27 protein-coding genes, 1 tRNA gene and 1 pseudogene are annotated in these 20,798 nt (G+C 37.7%); 17 read left to right on the top strand and 12 right to left on the bottom strand.

Annotation, left to right across the window (positions count from 1 at the left end):
* The first annotated feature begins 662 nt into the window (after positions 1-662).
* Positions 663-1,298, top strand: a complete 636-nt coding sequence (locus AC5WOC_RS02935; protein ID WP_496053886.1) for a hypothetical protein — start codon at positions 663-665, stop codon at positions 1,296-1,298.
* A gap of 262 nt (positions 1,299-1,560) precedes the next feature.
* Here AC5WOC_RS02935 and AC5WOC_RS02930 read toward each other — a convergent pair whose 3' ends face one another.
* Positions 1,561-1,998, bottom strand: a complete 438-nt coding sequence (locus AC5WOC_RS02930) for a tyrosine-type recombinase/integrase (protein WP_496053885.1) — start codon at positions 1,996-1,998, stop codon at positions 1,561-1,563.
* Positions 1,999-2,624: 626 nt separating this feature from the next.
* Here AC5WOC_RS02930 and AC5WOC_RS02925 point away from each other — a divergent pair.
* The 3 genes from AC5WOC_RS02925 (at position 2,625) to AC5WOC_RS02915 (ending at position 3,447) form a co-directional block, all read left to right on the top strand.
* Complete coding sequence (locus AC5WOC_RS02925) at positions 2,625-2,786, top strand: hypothetical protein (protein WP_496053884.1); 162 nt, start codon at positions 2,625-2,627, stop codon at positions 2,784-2,786.
* An 87-nt stretch (positions 2,787-2,873) separates the two neighbouring features.
* Complete coding sequence (locus AC5WOC_RS02920) at positions 2,874-3,014, top strand: hypothetical protein (RefSeq protein ID WP_496053883.1); 141 nt, start codon at positions 2,874-2,876, stop codon at positions 3,012-3,014.
* Positions 3,015-3,093: 79 nt separating this feature from the next.
* On the top strand, positions 3,094-3,447 hold the full coding sequence (locus tag AC5WOC_RS02915) for a DUF2500 domain-containing protein (RefSeq protein ID WP_496053882.1): 354 nt from the start codon (positions 3,094-3,096) through the stop codon (positions 3,445-3,447).
* A gap of 14 nt (positions 3,448-3,461) precedes the next feature.
* Here the strand turns inward: AC5WOC_RS02915 and AC5WOC_RS02910 are convergent, their stop codons facing one another.
* The gene (locus AC5WOC_RS02910; protein WP_496053881.1) at positions 3,462-3,677 is read right to left on the bottom strand and encodes a hypothetical protein; all 216 of its coding nucleotides are present in this window, start codon (positions 3,675-3,677) and stop codon (positions 3,462-3,464) included.
* A 137-nt stretch (positions 3,678-3,814) separates the two neighbouring features.
* Here AC5WOC_RS02910 and AC5WOC_RS02905 point away from each other — a divergent pair.
* From AC5WOC_RS02905 to AC5WOC_RS02895, 3 genes are all read left to right on the top strand, one after another.
* A tRNA-OTHER gene (locus tag AC5WOC_RS02905) sits at positions 3,815-3,882 on the top strand.
* Between the two features lie 332 nt (positions 3,883-4,214).
* Positions 4,215-4,391 (top strand): hypothetical protein, encoded by a 177-nt coding sequence (locus AC5WOC_RS02900; RefSeq protein WP_496053880.1) that lies wholly within the window; start codon positions 4,215-4,217, stop codon positions 4,389-4,391.
* A gap of 334 nt (positions 4,392-4,725) precedes the next feature.
* Positions 4,726-5,013: a hypothetical protein gene (locus AC5WOC_RS02895; RefSeq protein ID WP_496053879.1), complete on the top strand. Its 288-nt coding sequence runs from the start codon at positions 4,726-4,728 to the stop codon at positions 5,011-5,013.
* Positions 5,014-5,409: 396 nt separating this feature from the next.
* Here AC5WOC_RS02895 and AC5WOC_RS02890 read toward each other — a convergent pair whose 3' ends face one another.
* Complete coding sequence (locus tag AC5WOC_RS02890) at positions 5,410-5,925, bottom strand: GNAT family N-acetyltransferase (protein WP_496053878.1); 516 nt, start codon at positions 5,923-5,925, stop codon at positions 5,410-5,412.
* Between the two features lie 276 nt (positions 5,926-6,201).
* Here AC5WOC_RS02890 and AC5WOC_RS02885 point away from each other — a divergent pair, with 276 nt between their 5' ends.
* The 3 genes from AC5WOC_RS02885 to AC5WOC_RS02875 are packed head-to-tail and all read left to right on the top strand — an operon-like array spanning position 6,202 to position 8,236.
* Positions 6,202-6,774, top strand: coding sequence for a bifunctional transcriptional activator/DNA repair enzyme AdaA (locus AC5WOC_RS02885; RefSeq protein WP_496053877.1), 573 nt, complete (start codon positions 6,202-6,204; stop codon positions 6,772-6,774).
* Positions 6,775-7,341, top strand: a complete 567-nt coding sequence (locus tag AC5WOC_RS02880) for a methylated-DNA--[protein]-cysteine S-methyltransferase (RefSeq protein ID WP_496053876.1) — start codon at positions 6,775-6,777, stop codon at positions 7,339-7,341.
* Positions 7,301-8,236, top strand: a complete 936-nt coding sequence (locus AC5WOC_RS02875; RefSeq protein ID WP_496053875.1) for a DNA-3-methyladenine glycosylase family protein — start codon at positions 7,301-7,303, stop codon at positions 8,234-8,236. The genes AC5WOC_RS02880 and AC5WOC_RS02875 overlap by 41 nt, the downstream gene beginning before the upstream one ends.
* Before the next feature lie 88 nt (positions 8,237-8,324).
* On the opposite strand, the gene AC5WOC_RS02870 is transcribed toward AC5WOC_RS02875, so the two are convergent.
* Complete coding sequence (locus tag AC5WOC_RS02870; RefSeq protein WP_496053874.1) at positions 8,325-9,305, bottom strand: BtrH N-terminal domain-containing protein; 981 nt, start codon at positions 9,303-9,305, stop codon at positions 8,325-8,327.
* A 505-nt stretch (positions 9,306-9,810) separates the two neighbouring features.
* Positions 9,811-9,996 (bottom strand): hypothetical protein, encoded by a 186-nt coding sequence (locus AC5WOC_RS02865; protein ID WP_496053873.1) that lies wholly within the window; start codon positions 9,994-9,996, stop codon positions 9,811-9,813.
* A gap of 129 nt (positions 9,997-10,125) precedes the next feature.
* On the opposite strand from AC5WOC_RS02865, the gene AC5WOC_RS02860 reads away from it, so the two are divergent.
* The gene (locus AC5WOC_RS02860) at positions 10,126-10,344 is read left to right on the top strand and encodes a hypothetical protein (RefSeq protein ID WP_496053872.1); all 219 of its coding nucleotides are present in this window, start codon (positions 10,126-10,128) and stop codon (positions 10,342-10,344) included.
* Positions 10,345-10,513: 169 nt separating this feature from the next.
* On the opposite strand, the gene AC5WOC_RS02855 is transcribed toward AC5WOC_RS02860, so the two are convergent.
* Together AC5WOC_RS02855 and AC5WOC_RS02850 are read right to left on the bottom strand one after the other, a co-directional pair.
* Entirely contained in the window at positions 10,514-11,341 is an 828-nt protein-coding gene (locus AC5WOC_RS02855; RefSeq protein WP_496053871.1) for an SDR family NAD(P)-dependent oxidoreductase, read from the bottom strand.
* Positions 11,342-11,363: 22 nt separating this feature from the next.
* Positions 11,364-12,425, bottom strand: coding sequence for a zinc-binding dehydrogenase (locus tag AC5WOC_RS02850; protein WP_496053870.1), 1,062 nt, complete (start codon positions 12,423-12,425; stop codon positions 11,364-11,366).
* Positions 12,426-12,554: 129 nt separating this feature from the next.
* Between AC5WOC_RS02850 and AC5WOC_RS02845 the strand changes: the two genes are divergently transcribed.
* Both AC5WOC_RS02845 and AC5WOC_RS02840 read left to right on the top strand, forming a co-directional pair.
* Positions 12,555-13,403 (top strand): helix-turn-helix transcriptional regulator, encoded by an 849-nt coding sequence (locus AC5WOC_RS02845; protein WP_496053869.1) that lies wholly within the window; start codon positions 12,555-12,557, stop codon positions 13,401-13,403.
* A gap of 443 nt (positions 13,404-13,846) precedes the next feature.
* Entirely contained in the window at positions 13,847-14,209 is a 363-nt protein-coding gene (locus AC5WOC_RS02840; RefSeq protein ID WP_496053868.1) for a helix-turn-helix domain-containing protein, read from the top strand.
* A 730-nt stretch (positions 14,210-14,939) separates the two neighbouring features.
* On the opposite strand, the gene AC5WOC_RS02835 is transcribed toward AC5WOC_RS02840, so the two are convergent.
* Positions 14,940-15,236, bottom strand: a complete 297-nt coding sequence (locus AC5WOC_RS02835; protein WP_496053867.1) for a helix-turn-helix domain-containing protein — start codon at positions 15,234-15,236, stop codon at positions 14,940-14,942.
* A gap of 7 nt (positions 15,237-15,243) precedes the next feature.
* On the bottom strand, positions 15,244-15,600 hold the full coding sequence (locus tag AC5WOC_RS02830; protein WP_496053866.1) for a type II toxin-antitoxin system RelE/ParE family toxin: 357 nt from the start codon (positions 15,598-15,600) through the stop codon (positions 15,244-15,246).
* Positions 15,601-16,181: 581 nt separating this feature from the next.
* Here AC5WOC_RS02830 and AC5WOC_RS02825 point away from each other — a divergent pair.
* Positions 16,182-16,736: a class I SAM-dependent methyltransferase gene (locus tag AC5WOC_RS02825; RefSeq protein ID WP_496053865.1), complete on the top strand. Its 555-nt coding sequence runs from the start codon at positions 16,182-16,184 to the stop codon at positions 16,734-16,736.
* Between the two features lie 51 nt (positions 16,737-16,787).
* On the opposite strand, the pseudogene AC5WOC_RS02820 reads toward AC5WOC_RS02825, so the two are convergent.
* Positions 16,788-17,105, bottom strand: a pseudogene (locus tag AC5WOC_RS02820) (GDP-mannose 4,6-dehydratase); the annotation flags it as partial.
* Positions 17,106-17,231: 126 nt separating this feature from the next.
* Between AC5WOC_RS02820 and AC5WOC_RS02815 the strand changes: the two are divergent.
* From AC5WOC_RS02815 to AC5WOC_RS02805, 3 genes are all read left to right on the top strand, one after another.
* Positions 17,232-17,477 carry a hypothetical protein gene (locus AC5WOC_RS02815; protein ID WP_496053864.1) on the top strand — a complete coding sequence of 82 codons (246 nt, stop codon included), beginning with the start codon at positions 17,232-17,234 and terminating at the stop codon, positions 17,475-17,477.
* Positions 17,478-17,677: 200 nt separating this feature from the next.
* Positions 17,678-17,908 carry a hypothetical protein gene (locus AC5WOC_RS02810; RefSeq protein WP_496053863.1) on the top strand — a complete coding sequence of 77 codons (231 nt, stop codon included), beginning with the start codon at positions 17,678-17,680 and terminating at the stop codon, positions 17,906-17,908.
* Between the two features lie 247 nt (positions 17,909-18,155).
* Entirely contained in the window at positions 18,156-18,329 is a 174-nt protein-coding gene (locus AC5WOC_RS02805) for a DUF4158 domain-containing protein (RefSeq protein ID WP_496053862.1), read from the top strand.
* A 1,077-nt stretch (positions 18,330-19,406) separates the two neighbouring features.
* Here the strand turns inward: AC5WOC_RS02805 and AC5WOC_RS02800 are convergent.
* Both AC5WOC_RS02800 and AC5WOC_RS02795 read right to left on the bottom strand, forming a co-directional pair.
* Complete coding sequence (locus AC5WOC_RS02800) at positions 19,407-19,769, bottom strand: hypothetical protein (protein ID WP_496053861.1); 363 nt, start codon at positions 19,767-19,769, stop codon at positions 19,407-19,409.
* A 538-nt stretch (positions 19,770-20,307) separates the two neighbouring features.
* Complete coding sequence (locus tag AC5WOC_RS02795) at positions 20,308-20,574, bottom strand: excalibur calcium-binding domain-containing protein (protein WP_496053860.1); 267 nt, start codon at positions 20,572-20,574, stop codon at positions 20,308-20,310.
* Positions 20,575-20,798 lie beyond the last annotated feature (224 nt).

Here is a 20,798-nt window from a genome sequence, read left to right as displayed (position 1 = left end):
CAAATATAATCACCTGTGAGATTCACGTGTTCCCACCTAACAGTGAGAGATACTTTAATTATTCTTCAGGAATATGGGTTTTAGGGAGCAAAAGAGCAGAAAACTGGAATAGACCTTACCAGACATGAATTTTTTTAAGTATAGGTTCTTACTTTTTTATCGTCATACTCATCCGATTAAACATTGTTGAATGTCTCCTCTAGTAATAGGTAAGTATTCCATTTTTATTCTAGCAGATTGGATAATTCGTTTGTTTTGAAATTGTAGAATTTATATATCGAATCTTCAAATGCTAGTACAGAAGTTCAAGAAGAATATAACCGTGTGATTCTTCCTTTCCTGTGTAAAAAACAGACCGATTTGAAATAGATATCGGTCTGTTTTCCATTTATTGGTCGAATTAGGGTTCGTCGTTCGGATGCTGGTTCTACCCCTTGTAATGTATAGATTTTTGATCTTTTTTTATAAACAAATTAAATATTCCATTTTTAGATAAAAGCAATTTAAAATAGTTACTTTATCAGCGGAGGAATCAAGGAATAACTGGTTGTCAATATATAAATTTATTTTTAAATGAAATAAATTTATTATACTTTGATAATGCGCTCCCTATACTAATCTAGTAACCTATTTTTTTACTATATTAGGAGAGGGAAGAATTTATGGTATCTTTTTTATTTGCCAAGAAATATATTTGGCATCGGCGCTTATTTTTTTCATTACTTGTTTTATCTATTTTTTTCACGTATGGCCCTTCTTGGAACTGGAAATCAGCGAATGCTGCAGACACCACTCCAAAGAAAACAACCGTAGAAGTAAAAGATCTAAGGACGAAAAATTCCAAAACTTTTGTCAAACCAGACGGAAAAACCTATGTGACAGAGGCTTATTTAGACCCGATTCACTATAAAAAAGGTGGAGAATGGGTTCCGATCGATAACACGATTCAATCCAAGGCTTTGGATACCGATCACGTGTATAGCAACACTATGGATCAGTTTAAAGTAGGTTTTGCCAAAAGTACCACAACGGAGAATCTTGTTAAGTTTCAGGCTGGAGGAGGAACAGTCGAATTTTCGCCAGAAGATTCCTCAAATGTAACAGGAATAGTAGATGGAGATACCATCACTTATCCAAATATCTACGATGGAGTAGACCTCATTTACACGGTTACCAGTACCGAAATAAAAGAAGAATGGCTTCTCAAAAAGCCGGTCAATCGCTCTACTTTTTCCGTTGCATTAAATACGACCAATGTGAAAGCACAAGCAAATAAAGATGGATCAGTCTCTTTTTAAACGATAAAGGAGCAGAAGTTTTTAACATACCAAAGCCGTCCATTTATGATGCAGCAGATGCAACAACAGGCGATATTGCTTATCAGCTAAGAGAGGATCAAGGAAAAACCTACTTGGATGTAAAGGTAGATGAGAAGTGGTTACAGGATGAAAAACGGCAATATCCCATCGTGGTAGATCCTACGCTTGTGGTTCAAGGAACACAAACTACACTAGACACCTTTATCGCAAATGGAACCGCTTATCCAAAAGATATTCCCCTTTACAAATCAAGATTGATAATTACATTGTCAATTTCATCTTGTGTGATGCCAATATATCTCATAGTGACAGAGGGGGCGGAGTGATTGAAGATATTTTGTAATAAAGCGATGTCAGCACCTTGACGGTAAGCATGATAACCAAATGTCTTTCTTAGTGTGTGTGTGCCGATCGGATCAGTTATCCCTGCTTGTTGTGCTGCATCATTGATGATTTGATAGGCTCGTTGTCTGGTGAGTATCTTTTCACCTTTCTTGGATAACTTTCGAGATAAGAAAACAGGCTCATCTGGTTCCCACTGTCCGCGATCTTTGAGATATAGCTCCACTGCTTTCTTTGCATTCTTGTTGATAGCGAAACGTTTCCATTTACCTGTTTTTTGTTCGTAAAGCTCTAAGAATTGTTTAGGCTTATTGTTTCGGTCTAAAATGTCGCTCATCTTAAATTGAGGATGTCGGATATTCGAAGACCACAATGGATGCCAAAAACAAATAAAAGATGATCGCGAGGATTTTGGAGAAGGATATTTTTCATGAGAGTGATTTTTTTCTTGTCTCGAATCGGTTGGACGATGTTCATCATAACTTTGATTATCAGGAAAATTATTTCATTTCAGAATGGACAAAATGATATAATAGAAAAATCTGATAACAGGAGTTGTTAAGTTGAATGAAATTAAAAGTTACAATGAATAACGGGAAACAACACATTTTAGAAGTAGAAAATATTATTTGATTTCAGGATCAAGTTTCTGATGAATCGGGCGTACTTTATAATGGCCTTGTTCAATTTGGTAAAATATTGATCGTTCCAAGTCATATCTCATCTGTCGAAGAATATACAGAATCAAAATTCAAATCTGAAATGATTTAAATGAAATTTCACGCTAAACCTTTGGTATAAAACGGTTTGGCGTTTTCTTTAGGAAAATAATCAGTATTCAGGTGTAGAATCAGAACCAGCATCCGTGCAAGCAAGTGCAATTTGACCAATAACTGGAATCTAACATAGCGAGGTGTTTAACATAAAAAAAATAGAGGAAACTTACCTCCCTTGAAGTTTACAATGGATTCAAAAAAACTATTAGGTGGGCGGATATTCAAACATTACCCAACAAAAGAAGAAATAGGCGAATATATGAGTGAATTCGAGGATGCTAATCATGCAAAGGTAGAAACGTATTATATCAATTGGTTCGAAGATGAAGAACCAGCATCCGGCGACTGAGGGGTAACGTAACCATATAATGGAATCTGGTTAAATCCAGCATTTTTGCCCATCCCCTCGAAAAGGTGGAATAAGGAGGGGATTCTGGTGGATTGTGAACATGTTTGGATTGATATTTCGACAATATTAGATGCTAGAGAAATGAAAGAAATATTTGTTTGTAGAGATTGCCAAAAAGAAAAAGTGATATATCACAGTGAAGATCAGCATCCGAACGACGAACCCTAATTTGACCAACAAATGGAATCTATCTGACGGACTACAGCAGGAACCATGTCACTACCCCATATTAGAGAGGTGGAGTATTTTGGAGTTAGAATATAATTTTTGGATATTCTTTTTTGCTTCTATTACTGCAATAACGTATATTCTATTGACTTATAGAAAATCAAATACTATTTCTGAAAAAAGAAAACAAAGAATGGTAAATGATAAACTACCCATTTTATCTGTAAAAGCAAAATTAGTGGCTAAACGTATGAGTGTTTCTGGAGGTCAGGGTATGACATTTACCCAATATTTCATTACGTTTGAAACAGATGAACATGATCGAATGGAGTTCAAAGTAGACGGTCTGAAGTATGGGAAATTAGTAGAAGGAGATACAGGTACCCTTATTTACCAAGGTGAACGCTTTAAAGAATTTCAGCGAGATGTATAACAACATTAACCCTGTCACCACAAACTCAACTGCTGACCAGGATCAAAATGTAACCGAAACTGCTTATGTGTCATAACTGTTCCGCCGTGCAAAAAGCCATCGACGTTCCCAGTATGATCAAAGTTTAATTGCACATTGCGAGTTGTGATGGCTTCGATCTGAGCGGTAACACCAGCATATGCTGTAGCCTCTTTGCCATACCAGATATCATTCCCTTGTAGCGCTTCCATTTGTTCGGTCTTTAATCATATCATTTTGGGAAAAATACACATCTAGACATTTCTTAGACACAGTATATCTAATTCCTGTATGTTAAATGGATTAGCTTCTTGTGAGAAGATTAATAATACAGTAGAATAATTAATGGACAGGAATGTAGCTCAGTGGTAGAGCAACAGCGATGCGGGTCAGTGGTTCGAGTCCACTCTTCCTGTTCAAGCGTGGATGGTCTTTTCATCCACGCGCCAATATTTTTTATCGCTATATGGTGATATAAAACTATCTTCCATTTTCGGGTGGCTTCTATTATAGGGCTGCTATAGTAGATTACAAAGTAAACCACTTCTTATGAGGTGGTATTTTTATTGGAATCAATCTCCTGAATACATCGTATATCGGGGGACGTCCGAGATAAGTCCAAAAGCGGCATGATAGATTGAAAAAATGTAAAACACGATATCACGAGTTAATTACCTTTTATATAAGTCAAAATCAACTCAATTTAAAGTCATATAATAAAAGGATAATTGAGATAAAGAAAATTAAGAGTGAAATATTCCGAAAAATGGGGAGTTGTTCCTTGTAAATCCAAAATTGAAAGTAGAGTAACAATAATCCCACTAGCAGTAAAGATTGGAGCGATAATACTTGCTGGACCACTCGCTATTGTACTTATTTATGTTTGGAAAGACAAAATCCAGTTATTAAACCAAGTAGGATGTTAGTGTGATTGTATGTAAAGGTGCTGGTCCTTTTTTACAACAGATGTGCAGAAAACCAAACAAAAACAAAAAAATATGCAATTAGGAGAATAGTGGGGTTATTTAGATGCATCTCTTTCGTTATTTTAAGATCACCATTTCGGATAAAGAAAAGAACGCTTGTAATCCCGATAAATAAATACCATCTTCGGTTGTGAATTCGTAATGTTTGGTAAATATTATAGGGCAAGCTGAAAATTCGAAAAGAAAAGGGTGCCAGATGATTGTTCATCAATGGAGAAACAATTTACAGATTGCATTAGAATCTGTTACGATGAATTATTCTGGGTAAATTCGTATGGTAAAAGGCGCATACCAAAAACCTTCTGATATTTGCATTCCACGTTCAGACGAGTTGGACCAACGTTTTCTTGAAATTAGTAGGATTTATGTGTTATGGCTGATCGTCATGTCTCCATTGCTTCTCATGATGAAAAAACGATATTATAAACAGATAATGGAGCGTGGCTATTTACAAAATCCCCATGTGGAAGCAGAATTACTATATCGAATCCGACCTGAACTTTGCAGACAGCTTAAAAGTGATGGGCCTGTCAGTTCGAGTTTATCTAAATTACGGAGTTGAGTGGTATTTGTACTTATGTCATAGGATAGCCGGATATGCACCGAATATCTATGTCGCTCTTACAGATATGATACAAGGGGAAAGAGATTTCTCTGAACTTTACTAAAATCCCAAATGTGCTGAAAATTATATATTTGAAAACTAGATAATTATATTAAAGAATTAAAAGGAACAACAAACTGCATTCAGTGGTTGTTCCTTTTTAATATTGTATATAATAAAGGATTTCAAAGTAACAAAGATTTTGTTGATGGTGATTATTTTAAGAGAATCGCCTGTATTCTGTTACATCTATAGGGATTACACATTCCAAATGACGTTCGAGAATAATTCGGGTCGATTGTCTTCTCCAAGGAACTTCTAAGGTTCAGACCTTTCCCAATAATAAACAATTTTTTATTTTAAGTTTATACCGCTTCGATATTTCCAATAGAGTGAATCTGTATCTTCGCGATCCAATGAAAATCCTAATTTCGTTAATACATTTTTCGAAGCAGTATTATCAACATCGCATTTTGCGATAATGCTTACGACATCATCATGGGCAGATGCCCAACTTAATAGTTTTTCAGCAGCTTCAAAACAATAACCTTTACGCCGATGACTTTGATTGGTACCAAATCCAATTTCAATGATACCGTTAGGATCAGGGTCACCTAAAAACCCAATCCCTCCAACGATCTCATTTGTATCCTTTTTAATCATAATCCAAGAATCAAAACCTTTTGTTCCATTGTGTTTGATAAGAACTTCTCGGAAAAATGGTATTGCTTCCAGAAAATCGGGTTCAGGCCATTCATTATTTGTTTTATATCCCAATGCTTCGATTGCTTGTGTATCTTGTTTTGCTGCTGCTTCCAGTAAGGGAAGATCGATTGTTTTTAATAGGAGTCGATCTGTTTCTAATTTCATATTTATCTCTTTTTTCCTTTCACATCGAATACATAGTTCGATTTATCACGGGATAATGAAATTATTATTTATACCTTCCACAATCATAAATACATCTCCTTGACTCATTATATTTGAATTATAGCATTTGTACCATGATCTCAAATACTCTTCGACAGAAGTTGAATTGGAATGTTTTTATTGTTTCCATTGACTATCGAAATCTTGCTATCCTATTGGGTGATTCTTACAAAACGAACTTACAATCGGTATAATGTGTTCATAGGGGGAAGAGACATGAATCGATCTCTTTTTGAACAGGTATACCAAACCGTTATCCAACGGGAAAACAAATATGATGGTATTTATTATACTGGAATCAAAACAACTGGAATTGTCTGTAGACCGTCCTGTAAATCTAGAACGCCAAAAAGAGAAAACGTCCTTATCTTTCAAACAGTGGAGCAAGCGATTATTGCTGGGTTTCGACCTTGTAAGAGATGTAAACCAGAAGAGATAGGAAAACTCAATCCAGATAGACGGATGGTGGAAAAGTTAAAAGTTTTCTTGCAGAATAATATGTGTCATACTATTACTTTACACGATTTGTCAGCTCACTTTTTGGTCAGTCCCTATCATTTACAAAGGGTTTTTAAAAGAGAAGTGGGGATAACTCCAGCACAGTTTTTGCTTAATGAAAGATTGGAAAGAGCAAAAAATGACCTCCGGTCTACTGAAAAAAACATTACACAAATCTCAAAAGAGGTTGGGTTTCGCAGCCCTTCTCATTTTTCCATGGTATTTAAAAAATATATAAAACTCCAGCCAAATGAGTATCGATATATAAAAAGAAAACGAGGGGATACATAGATGAAATCGAATGAAAAAGAAACGTTAGTTTATTGGGATGAAATGGTAACTCCGTTTTTCCAAAATAAAAGTTTTTATTTAGCCGCAACAGATATAGGGCTTTGTCGTATTTTATGGCCTAACGAATCACGAGAAATGCTTGAGGGATGGATAACGAAATATATTTCAAATGCAAAAATAAAAAAGGATCCTGATAAGCTGCAAGTTTACAAAGAGCAATTGTTAGAATATTTCATAGGAAAAAGGGAGACCTTTGATCTTCCTCTAGATATGCGAGGTACGAAATTTCGTGTAGAAGTTTGGAGAGCCCTGCAACGTATTCCTTATGGAGAAATAAGGAGTTATGCAGAGATTGCTGAAGCGATTGGAAATTCCAAAGCGGTACGCGCAGTAGGAACAGCAAATGGAGCAAATCCGATTCCAATGATTGTTCCATGTCATCGTGTGATTGGCAAAAACAAAACACTTACTGGATTTGGCGGAGGACTAAACAATAAAAAGAAACTGCTTCAGCTGGAGGGATATCATGACTATATCGATAAAGGACATGCCCGTTATGCATTCTAGCAATCCCCTTATATTATATTTACCAGAAACTTTCAATTTTGATGAAGTTCTCGTGTATTTATCCCGCTCTTCTATTGAAGTATTGCACTATATCGAGGATAGAAAAATATACAAATTGTTGGAAGTAGAAAATCAGTTCATTCTAATCGAAGTAAGCAATCCGAATAAAAACATATTACAAATTAACTTCATTGATAGGATTCCTCAAACCAATCAAGCATTGCAACAAATTACGAATCATATTCGCGAATGGCTTGATTTGGATACAAAGCTTGAAGTCTTCTATGAATCAGCGGAAAAAGATCCAGTTTTATCGGATCTTATCAAGCGGTTTTATGGACTGCGGATCGTTGGAATTCCGGATTTGTTTGAAGCTCTGTGCTGGGCTGTGATTGGTCAGCAGATCAATTTGTCATTTGCTTACACCTTAAAAAGGAGGTTTGTCAAGCAATTTGGCCGGTCATATGAATGGAAAGGGCGAAAATATTGGTTATTTCCAACTCCATTTGCTTTTAATGATCATTCCATAACAATATTGCGGGAACTACAATTCACTAGCAAAAAAGCAGAATATATCGTTGGTATAGCGAAGGAGTTTCAAAAAGGGAATCTCTCCAAAACAGAATTGATAAAGGACTTCCAAAATGCGGAGCAAAAACTACTTTCCATAAGAGGAGTAGGGCCTTGGACTGCTCACTATGCAATGATGCGGTGCTTTCGTAATCCAGCGTCTTTCCCAATTGGAGATGTTGGTTTGCACAATGCATTAAAATATGTTTTAAAGCGAGAACATAAACCCAAGTTAGAAGAGATCAAAGCTATATTTGAGCCTTGGAAAAACTGGGAAGCATATGCTGTTTTTTATTTATGGCGAAGTTTGGAGGATGTTAACTAGCAATCGCTGTTTTCCGTGTATAAGTGAAAAAAATATCAATTTGTTATTTTCTATAATAGAAATGAACAATCGATGACGAATCATTTCTTCATAACAATAACTTCATTGCTACTTGTTCTTTATCCGCAATCTCGAGTAAAAGTCTGGATACTTGCTGTAAAATCTGGAGGTTTCCTGTTTTTCCCGCACTATCGATTAAATTCGAAGTACTGACCCACATGGGAGCGATCTCCGTAAACAAACGGTGTGCTTGTTCGATTTTCGGGTTTTCTAATAGATCAACACATTCTTTCAGGAAATCTCGATACAGATTCCGGAACAAAGCGCCGCCGGTTCCCGCACGTTCCATCAGCATTGCGGTCAAACACAAATCATGCTCGATGTTGTTGCTTCGAGAAGGCCACTTCAGAATTTCATTGCTCATTTTAACTATACCTTTATTCCCAATATTGCGAATAGGGGGGTTCAAATAGTCATACGCATTCTTGGTCAAAGATGCACGTATAGCGGGAACGAGGGGTGGCAAAGCGTCATTCAGCTCAAGCGTAAAGGAACGATTTCGGGAACTCATGGACCCTTTTGCATTTCTGGCTGCTGCCAAGCTTGTCAAACGTGTTTTCACCAATCCGCCCTGTTGTGCAGTATCTGCCATGTAGGCAAATTCGTCATCCGCGCCATATAGGACCGCAGAGTGGCCTGCAAAGTGCACTTTATTTGTGAAATAGTCCAGATAATAAGAATCCAATTTCAACCCGACCAGATTTCCGCGATCGATGCAGCTCTGTACATTTTTCCATGCTTTGTTGACGGAAGATGTTTCTTGAATATTGACGATCAGACCTAGCTTGTTGGCAAGGTTGGCCGTCAATATATCCGGTTTTATCCTTCCTCCGATGAACGGGAAATTCATTTTCTTCGAATCCCAATAAATAAATCCGAGTCCTTGTCCAAGACCAAACAGCATCGGCTCTGTCAGTTGGAATCCTGCAAATTGAAGCAAATTTCCCATAGCGGTCGTTTCGCAATGTTCACCTTGGTAGGGAACGAAGCTCTCAATGATTTTAGTCATTTTCTTTTAACTCCTCCAACACTGTAACCATCAAAAATCTCATCAAGTACGAACTGAAGTGCAGCTTCTACTGATTTTCCATGATCCATTTTCAGCTTCCAAAAGTGGAGGGAGGACACACTTATATTTAATATGTTAGAGTAGAGAAGATTAATGGTCAATATAAATAGCGCAGAATTAGTATTCTGTGACACTTATGGAGCACTTGGTTATCTCCATGCCTTATAAATTGGTTACCTAAATGACATAGAACTCATAAATGAAAATATTAAACAGCTTTTGTCCTGAAATTACATGTATCTTCCCCGAACCCCTACTCGTGAGCCTGACAGCGTCTCTTCTGATGGGGTCAAGGTCTGGTTCAATGGAACCACGATTTTCCATGAGCACAAGGACGGTCGTCGGTTCATGCGCGTGAAGGTCCGCAAGGATACGCACATCACTGACCTGCAAACCGATCATACCGATGTCCAGAAGGGGTAGTCTCTTCCTCTCTAACTAAGGTTTATTGACCAGTTGCGAATTTCGTAGCTGGTCCACCTGTTTTCACATCCTCAAACCTCACAAGCTCATGATAATCATCCATGCATATTACCTGGTAGTGCTTAATTCTACGATTGATGTAGTAAACTACCCCTTTTCTACCATCCTTTAGTCTGCTTTCATCACCTTCTCTGAGTTTTGGGATCATTCGATCAACTCCATGTTTGCAAATTAAAAGAGCCGTCATCGGACGACTCTCATCTATATGACTTCTTTATATTCGTGTGTCTGGACAACTGGATGTCGTCCAGACCTATAGTATGAGACACACTCATTTATGAAATATAAGGATTTGAACGGAATTGAATCGCTAATTTCCGATTTGATCTTGCAACTACTAAGTTACATGGCAGAAGATGAACGGAAAAGAATACGAGAAAGGCAAGAAGAAGGAATTCGGGTAGCACTTCAGAATGGAACGAAATTTGGTGGAAAGAAAATCGAGATTGATGAAACATTAAATCCGCCTATGTGGATTGGAAACAAAAAAGAATAACAGCTGTGGAAGCAATGAAAATAGTAGGGATGAAAAGTAATACTTTTTACAGAAGAGTAAAAGAATACGAATCAAATCTTTAACAATTATACGAATAACAACCTTTGTAGCCAAGTCAATGACAAAGGTTGTTATTCGTTAATATATAAGAAACTTCCTTGTTTTGGAATTATATCTCATGTAATTTTGTTAGTTTTTCACTTAATCCCCATAGATCGAGCTGGAATTTTTCATCATAAGCTTGATAATTTGCTGTTGCTTTTGTTTTCTTATCAAAGTATTCACCCGTTACCTTTTCTAGTTTTGGGGAAAGGGCAAGATGTAAAATGGCATCAGCACCAGTTTTAACACGACCCAATGGCAAGATTTTACTCTCTCGTACCATTTTTGTATTGAGTAAGGAACCAGGATGGAGACAGTTTACTGTCATGGGATAGTCAGCACATTTTTTTGCTAATAAAAATGTAAATGCCGTAAGTGCCAGTTTACTGCGTTTATAAGCATGAAAAGGAGAATAGTTTTGTTCTAACATAATATTGGATAAATCAATGGGATCTTGTCCAACTGAAGAAACATTTATAATTCTTGCTGACAATGATTGTTTAAGGTTTGAAAGCAAAAGATTGGTTAATAAAAATGGTGCTAAATAATTGACAGCAAGGCGCAATTCATAACCATCTTGGCTAAATTTTCTTTGATGATCGTTTAAATTGCCACTCCCGATGCCAGCATTGTTAATCAATATATCAATGGAAGGGTAATCTTTAGTTATTTGATCTGCAACTTGGTATACTTCATTGAGAGACGAAAAATCAGCAAGGTAATATTTACATTTTTTATTTCCAGTACGTTTTTGGATTTCTTCCAATACGGCAGCACCACGTTCTGTGTTTCTACCATGAAGAAGAACCGTAAAACCTCTATCTGCTAGTTCCATAGCAGTTTGTTTGCCTATTCCATCTGTTGAACCAGTTACTAGGATAACTTTGTCACTCATCTCATGCACCTCCTAGTTTTTCTTATGGTTTTAGGATGCTGTAATGAAGTCCACGAGCAGTAGCAGCTTCTGCAATAGCTTGATTAATATCATGTAATGGATACGTTTTTGGTTGAAATGCAGTAATATCCAATAATCCCGCTTGAATCAGGTTGGCAATTTCCGCAGGTGCATCATTGGGGTACATGGAGGACCCCGTAATCGTAAGTTCTTTTGTGAGAACAGTAAGATAAGACAGAGGAATATCTACTAAAACACCTCCAGCAAATACAGCTGTTCCTTTTTGTTTTAATATAGATAATCCTGCATTTATAAGTGATGGATGATTCATTAACCCGACAACATCGATGAGTACGTCTGCTTCTCCAATATTGGAAGTAAATGTAGTCTCATAATCCGTTTCCTGATCAGGTAGAGGAATACTTTGGATGCGTTTTGGATTTAACTTGGAAATGGATTGAAGAATATCTACGTTTCTACCAACAGCATAAACTTTAGATGCTCCTAATGCTAAAGCAACGATTACAGAAGCAGTTCCTAAATTACCTGTTGCACCATTGATTACGACAGATTGTCCGGGAGCAAAATTGCTTCGAAGGAAAGCGCCATATGCAATACTTAAATAGTACATACAAGCCAGATGAGCATCATCATAATGACTGATATGGTCAATCGGTGTAACACATTCAACCGGATAAACAGCCTGCTGGGCAAATGTACCTTCTTTCCACTGGTTTAATAAGTTCTCACAATTAGCAGTCAAACCAATCCAGCCTTTTAAAATACGCTCTGGGTTTGTAGTGTTATTTCGTGAAGAAATGAGTGGACTACAAAATACTTTTTGTCCGATCTTGATTTCCGTCACATCTTCCGCTACCTCTTCGACTATTCCAATTGCACATAAGCCTGGTGTATATGGGGTTGGTAAAGGAAATGGAAATTGACCCCCCACCACTTGGTTAGTAAAAGAGAGAATATGTGTTGCTGATACACGTACCCGAACACTAGAATCATGTAGGACAGGTGTGGAGAGTTCCTTCACTTCTAATGGAGTACCTACTTGATGTAAAATAGCTGCTTGCATGAGAAATCTTCCTTCCTTATTGGTATAAGCTTATGCTAATGGACATTAGGTATAATAAGAAGGAGAGAGTTTCTGCTTGTATTGCTAATGATAGTAGTAAAACTACCAGTTTAAAAAGGAGTCCTCCTTGTGAATCCATCACTAAGAAATAAAGAGCTAGCGAATTTTTTAAAAACACGGCGATTGCGTTTAACACCACAGGCAGCGGGGTTAGCCCAACAATCTACGAGAAGACGAATAAAAGGGCTTAGAAGAGAAGAAGTTGCTGCTTTAGCTGGCGTTTCTGTCACTTGGTATACGTATTTGGAGCAAGGCAGACAAATAAAGGTTTCGGAACAAGTTTTAGAAAGTATCGCCAGAACATTGCAGTTAGATAATGATGAGAAGAACTACTTGTTTACCTTGGCTGCCTCTTGGTTAACCAAAGAGGAAAGCTTATCAAAGGAACAAGGAATTTCCTCATCTCTGCAGATGATGCTGGATGACCTACAAATTTGTCCAGCATACATAGTAGGAAATCATTGGGAAGTAATCGCTTGGAATAGGATGGCTTGTGCAGTTTTTGGTGATTTTTCTAAAATGAATCAGTTAGGAAGAAATTTAATTTGGAGAATGTTTACGGATCAAACCTATCGTAATTTATTTATCGATTGGGAATCTATGGCGAAACGATTATTGGCTCAATTTCGGACTTATTATGCGAAAAATATTGACGATCCATGGTATATGGAAATCATTGAAAACTTAAAGGCTACTAGTTTGGAATTTAAGCATTGGTGGGAAGAACACGAAGTAATTGGTATACCTGAAGGAAAAAAAGGTGTCTTACATCCTAGAGCAGGATTATTGAGTCTAGAGTACAATACATTTTTATTGGCAGAGCATCAAAATATCCTTTTAAATGTATACACACCTGATGAAAAAACCGATACAAAAGAAAAATTAATAAAACTTAGGCGAGAATGGAAAAACCAATAACTGACAGATGCACTTTATCCTTCACTATTTCATGTGGCGAATATTATTTTGTTATTAGTGATCAAATTAATCAAATCTAACAGCCTCCATCGCCTTAAACTCAGTGTCGAAGTAGATGCCTTCCTATATTCTTCCGTCTTTCAATTCCTACAAGGATTCAATTAAGGTTGTTGTTGCTGGCAGTTTGTAGCGGATAACAGAGAAAAGAAAGAAAAGCAGGAACAGAAGGAGAAAGAAGAAAAAGAGTCAGCAAACAAAATACAAGTCACCATCAACACGGATGCAGATGTTGAAATCCACATCCATGTCAAAAGTGACAAGTCACCAAAAGAGTAAAACAGGAAGGGAGTTAACGGCTCCCTTTCCTAACTACATTATATCTGTAAAACTCGGTTGTGTAAAAATATGAAGGACTTAGCATTCTGGTTGGCGGTTATCGCTTATTGGAGTTATCGCCTAATAGTACCAAAAACGTTTACTATTACAATTTTGGACGTTGTATTTTTGATTCTAATTTTAACTATGATAATTTACCGTACTGTACGCCGTTAGCATTAGGAGGAAGAATCATATACCATTTCAAAGATAGAGAAGAGTTATCTCGATTTCTTAACACCGAGGTAATGACGACGAACCAAGTCGCCGAATACCTTGGAGTTACCCGCCAATCCATCAAATACTTGATCGACAAGGGGAGAATCATTCCCATTTTTAGTGGAAACCCTTCATTGTTTTTAAAAAAAGAAATCCAAGAGAAAGAGGATGAATTAAAATCCAACAGGAAAAAATTCCGTCCTTATGACTGACAGACCACAAATATGAAACAAAACAAGTAATGAGCACAGACTCTTTTATATCAAGGAGTTTGTGCTTATTCATCTTGATTATTTTCAGCTTTTATTTAGAGTTTATTTTTCTTCGTAGAATGTACATTCTACGAAGAAAAATAAACAGAGTACAAGCTTCACGTTCCCAAATAGGTAGTTTTAAATGATAGGGGGGAGTTGATGTGCCACTGGCGCTTGGCTCCCTACTTCACCTTACATTGACATTTAGAAAGTTATTGGCTTGGCGATCGATCACTGAGCCATCCTGCACCTTGAGTGTGAGATACATCACACGGCTTCGACTAGTGCTAGCTGTTCCGGTCGTGTAGAGTTGTTCATGTCAGCAGGGGAACAGCCCCGAAGAAACAGCTCGAAAGGAACACAATGGGTAAGAATGACGGCAAGGCCAAGTCCACGGACATCGGTAGCAACATGAAGATCAAGATCACCAAGGAGACCGCGAAGAAGATTCAGCAGGACAACCAGGACAAGAAGAAGAAGTAAGCAAAAACTAAGAAAGGGAGGGTGAATATTCACCCTCCCTTTCTTAGTTGGTAGTTTTTAATTGAGGTGTGGCTTCTCAATGTGAGAATCGTTCATGTACCCAAAGTAACGGTTGATTATAGGAAATGGAATTTATCTGACGAATTAGAGCAACTACCCTGTCACTACCCCAGGATGAAAATAAAAAACCTTCAAATTATGGAGATTACACTTTATTGGGAGATTCATTTTTTTCTAATGTAATGTGTATTTTTGCGCCTATGGCATCAGCGTATTCTTTAAGATTTTTCAATGTCATTTGTTCGGGATGCTTTTCCCATCGAGAAATGGCACTTTGTTTTGTTTCCATTAACGCTCCAACTTCTCTTTGTGTTTTTCCGGCTTCTTTGCGACTTTCGACTAAAATGCTTCGAACTAGAAATTCAAATTCCAAATTCTCATATTCGGTTTTGAACTCAGGATCTTTCATTGCTTTTTGTTTGTGTTCTTCAAGCCAGCTCATTTGTGTTTTAAACTCCTTTCGATTTAAAATAGTCCTCCCGATATCGGACAGCTCTTTGTATTTCTATGTTTGGTGTTTTTTGGTCTTTTTTTACAAAATCATGAGTAAGGACAAAGTTATTCCCTTCCCAATGGAAAAACATAACTCGATGGAGGTTATCTTTGCCCTTAAATCGAACTTCTCCAATTTTTTGTCGTTTGAAGAATTCGACGTATGGTTTGCCAACGTTTATACCATGCTGTTGTACAAATTCCAGTGTTCGAATGGCTCTGGCATGGTCTTTTGCGTTTAGACTATTCAGGAAATCCTGAATGGGACATTTGCCAGTGCTTGTTGTGTAGGGTATCCAATTCACTTTGCTCATATTTAAAACATAACATATTTGTTATGTTTTATCAAGTTTATGTGTTACATACATAAAAAAAGCCTAGTTCGTTGACTACGGTGTTCAAATCATTAACTGAGTTTTCTAATCGCAAATGTCGGTAGTTTAACAAGACATATCCTGTTTCAAGAAATTTCGTTCCATGATTACAGATTTTTGTAATTGCCATGGCATACCGTTATCACTGGTTGGATGGCTGATTTATATGAAGGAGAGGGTTTTTAATTGAGGTATGGCCCCTCAATGTGAGAATTGCTCATGTACCAAAAGTAACGGTTGATTATAGAAAATGGAATCTATGTGACGAACTAGAGCAGCAACCCTCACTACCCCCATTACATTACAATTAAAACTAATTTATTTAATATCAGCCTGTACTACGATAAAATGTAATTATCATAAAATTTTTAATAGGGGAAAAGATATTTCCTGCGTGTGCCTGAGGAAATCTACTTGGCGGAACTCTTTAGGATGTCGTTTGGGCTAAAACACATAAAAAAAGTACATAAAATGAAGTGCTTATTTTTAAGACATTTCAACAATGATTAGGAGTAATTGTTATGCATGTAGAAGAAATACGTATTGTAGTTGGTGCTGGCAACTTTATTAATAATCCAGGTTGGATTCACCTACAAGAAGAGGAACTTAACCTTGTAAACCAAAAAGATTGGATAAAGCATTTTAAACAAGGGACTATCACTGCTATCCTAGCAGAACATGTTTGGGAACATCTTACTGATCAAGAAGGAATCATTGCGGCACGCAATTGCTACGAGTTCTTAAAACAAGATGGTTATATTCGCTGTGCTGTTCCAGATGGATACTTTCCAGATGATGAGTATCAACGCTTCGTACAAATAGGTGGACCAGGACTGATAGATCATCCTGCTTCTAGCCACAAAATTGTATACAATCACCATACATTAACAACTATGTTTGAAGAGGTAGGTTTTAAAATACAAAAATTAGAGTATTTCGATCAAAGTGGGAATTTTCATTACCATCCTTGGAATCCGAGTAACGGAAAAATATATCGTTCTCTTCGCTTTGATCAACGTAATCAAGGAGGAGAGATTAAATTTTCTTCCCTTATCGTTGATGCAATAAAAACCTAATTAAACCAAAAAACAAAGATGGACATACAAAAATCCACTTTTGTTTTACAATCAATTTGAACCAATCAGAAATGAACCACTTATTTCTTGATGATATTTCAGAAGCTTTTGTAACCCCTCATCTAAAGAAACAGTAGGTTCCCATCCCAATATTTCCTTTGCTTTTTTGCTATTCAGGCAACTTCTTTGAACATCTCCTTTCCGCTCACCCTTTCTTAGCAATGGAAGATCATGTTTATATACTTTTTTCATAACCTCGTAAATCTCTTTCATATGCATTTCAATTCCAGAACCAATGTTCATTACCTCATTCTCACCTTTTGTTAAAGCTAAGAGATTACATTTCACGATATCATTTATGTACACATAATCCCTTGTAGCAAATTACACTTGGTTGCACGGATGCTGGGTTTAATTCAGTCTGGGTTTAAATTTTCATTTTGTGTTATTCTTTAGATGTTTATTTGATCCCATCTCATCGAAAGTGAGTTGTTAATGGCTGACAGTCTTCTCGAGAAGGCTCAGAAAATCCAAAAGTACACCAACGGAGAGATCACACTCCAGTCTGGTCTTGTTACGGAGTGGGGAGTGGAGATTTTTACTGCTTTTCGCGAAAACCCCAACGATCCTGAAGCAAAGCAGAGTGCAGCAATTGTTGCTGCTGCCCTCGCTCCTACCATGGCAAGGATCGGATCAACTCTCCAGAAGGTGATCAAGAACGCTGATCTTTCTGGTTCTTAAACAAAGGGCTGAGAGAGAAAATGTGCTTGGTCTGTGTATGTATTACAATATAGACCAAGCATCCCAATTGTAATGCTTATTCCACCTTTCCGAGGGGATGGGCAAAAATGCGGGATTTATTTTCTTTTGCCTATCATGCATAATTAGTATTGAAATCTAGTATGAACTAGAGTCAAATCGATCCTTTTAAAGGAGTGTTCATGGCTGACGCCAAGATTGTTCTCGATGATGGCACTGAGGTTCTGACTGCTTCCAGTTCTAACTGGACTCGTGTGATCAAGAAGTACCCGAAGGGCGGGTCTACTCAGACCATCACTTACACCAGTGGTACGTTGAAGAAGTCGGTTACCGAGATTCAAGCTGACGGAAATTTCGTTACCACTCTCACCTACTTCGACGGTACGGAGAGAGTGGAACGCGGTCGCCGCTAAGACGAACCGTTTAACCCCCTTTTGAAGGTGTCATGTTCCGTCAAGTCTATTGCTTGACGGAACCACCTCTTTTCTAATTTTCCTGTAAGCACTCTATGAGACGGTTCGTGCTCTAGTCCATCAGATAGATTCCAATAAAAGTAAATCGTAGTAAATATGTTGGATTTTTTTGCTTATCTTGCTGGTTCTCTAGGTGAGGAATTATACTATTGAAAAATAAACACCTTAGAGATACGAGGTAACATCAGTGAAGAGAAATTGGAACGAAGAAGAACTTATCGAGCATTTTACTTTATTACCAAATGAGCTCCATTTAGCGATGGGAAATAAAACAGAAGGAAATCGTCTAGGTTTTGCTGTATTGTTTAAGTATTTTCAATATTTTCAGGTATTTATCCTCCCAATGATACTTTGCGGTTAATGGTAGGAACCCTGTCACCACGAGTTTCGTCCTAAATGTAATGCCCTTAGTCTATTGAAACAAAAATTTTAATAAGTAAGACAAATTACTCTTTATATTTGCTATAATGATTTTCACCCTCTATCGGATCTTATAGACATAAGTCTCCTTCCTAAATAGTTGTTAATCCCTTTATCAAAAACAACAGGGATGGAGGGGAAAAATGGATAACAAAAATGTAACATGGAACGAATTAATCGCTTTTATAACCATGCTTGTGGGGGTTGCTGGATTACCCATATTGATTGCCACACTTGTTATCTCAATTTTTAAATAAGAGTAGCGAAAGCTGCTCTTATTTTTTATTTCCTAGAATCAATATTCTGGGAAATATCTCACGCATTTGCCTCCTGAATATTTCCCAGAACACACTTTTACTTGAATATAAAATCGTCGTATAACTCAGAAGTTTAGACCCAAAAGTATATCAAGTATACTTTCCAATATGAACTCCACTTGTTAAAAAATCTGTAACCAAGAAGGAAGTTGATGTGTCTCTGGTGCTCGGCTCCCTACTTCGCCTTTCACTGACATTTAGAAGCTATTGGCGCGGTGATCACTGAGCCGTCCGAGTGTGAGATACATCACACCGCCTCGACTGGTGCTAGCTGTTCCGGTTGTGTAGAGTTGTTCATGTCAGCAGGGGAACAGCCCCGGAGACGCAGACCGAAAGGAAGCACAATGGGTAAGAATGACGGCAAGAACAAGAAGGCTACCGACGTCGGTAGTAACATGAGGCTTACGATCTCGAAGAAGACTGCACAGAAGATCCAGGACAACCAGAACAACCAGGACAAGAAGAAGAAGTAACCAAAAACTAAGAAAGGGAGGGTGATTAATCCACCCTCCCTTTCTTAGTTTGCATTTAAAGGCTCAGTAACAAGGTTCTTTCCATAGGGGTTCAGGGGAGATAAGTGTAAAAATAGGACATAAGCAAGGAATATTTACCAATTACTTTTAAAACGGTGATGTTCTTACCCCTATAAAAGCAGTCTGGCGGGGTGTCGAATGACACCCCACCAGCGAGCGGATACCTGTTCAGTTCTGGGAGAAGAATGTGCGATGAATCTCCTTAGCGAACCCGATCACCTTCATGGTTTCCGGGGAGGAAATGTCTTCGCACCTCAACTCGTAGCTTGCTGCGTCGAGTTCTTCTCCGATTTGGAACGTGAAGAAAAGAGTGTCGCTATCTGGAAGGTAGAACTCTACGTCGATCTTCTGGAACTTATTCGTAATTGCGGATTCGATCCGACGAACCTGTTCCTTCAGAGAAGAGATCAATTCCTTACGAGTGTACCCATCTTTCAGACTGATTGCGAGGCTTCCACGCACGTCTGCTTTCTCGTCAGGAAAGACATAGAAATTGTCGATGGTTACTCCACCGTTCACGATTCCAGTCACAATTGCTCCTCCGCTCATGCAGTAGACTTTTGCCTACTGCTGGTATCTTCACTATAACACATTGGCGTGCTGATATTACCTTTGAAAGATACTTCCAAAAAATCTGACGTAGAAGTTGTATTCTGTGACACTTATGGAGCTATCCAAGTGCTCCATACCTTATGAATTGGCTGCCTAACTAACTAAAAAAGTGACATAGAACTCACGACTGGAAATATTAAACAGCTTATGTCCTAAAATTACACGTATCTCCCCGCAACCCCTCCATAGAGCGTAAAGTAACAATTGATTACAGGCAATGGAATCGATGTGACGGACCAGAACGCGAACCGTCAGGTCATAGTGCATTTTAAACATCAACCGCTTTTTTATGATTCTTTGACTTCATTCTATCAGCCATTTGTATTTGAAGTCTCGTATAATATACGCTTTCCCCTATAGGGGTCGTAGTACGGGGACCCCTAGTAGATACTTTCTCATGATATCCCTCCTAAATTTGGACATAAAAAATACCACCTCATGAGAAGTGGCATAGAATTTATCTTTCGCAAGCGATTTGATCTTTGTCTCGATCAAGCTTGGTGTTTGCATCATATATAACTTTGGAAACATAGGGTTTGTAGTACGTTTTGCCGCCTTTATTCTTGGTTGTAGAGTAGCGAGCAACGCCACCTTTATATGTCTTATGCATCTCTGTGCAGTTCTTGAAATGCTTTGCTGTAGTTTTTGCATCAACAATGGAAGTGGTTGCAGTTAGAGAGGCAATAAGCCCTAAATCCAATCCTGTAGCTAATAGTTTTTTCAAAAGTATCCCTTGCTTATAGTTATCTGTATTTAATTTTAATTCAGATAACTATGCGATACAACGTGAATTTGTGTCTGGGATAAGTCCAAAAGCGTCTCCCAGTGTGGCCCCTTAGTGTGCGGTCTATCGGAGGAACCTTTGTCACTGGGCCCTAAGGAAGATCTATAGTATAAAATGGTGGATCTCAGAACAAAATACCCTTGCTCAGCTGGTTCACAATTGTA

This window comes from Shimazuella sp. NTD247, assembly GCF_059510415.1.
Note: the sequence above shows the minus strand (reverse complement) of the source record. Positions and strands in the feature narration are given on the sequence as shown.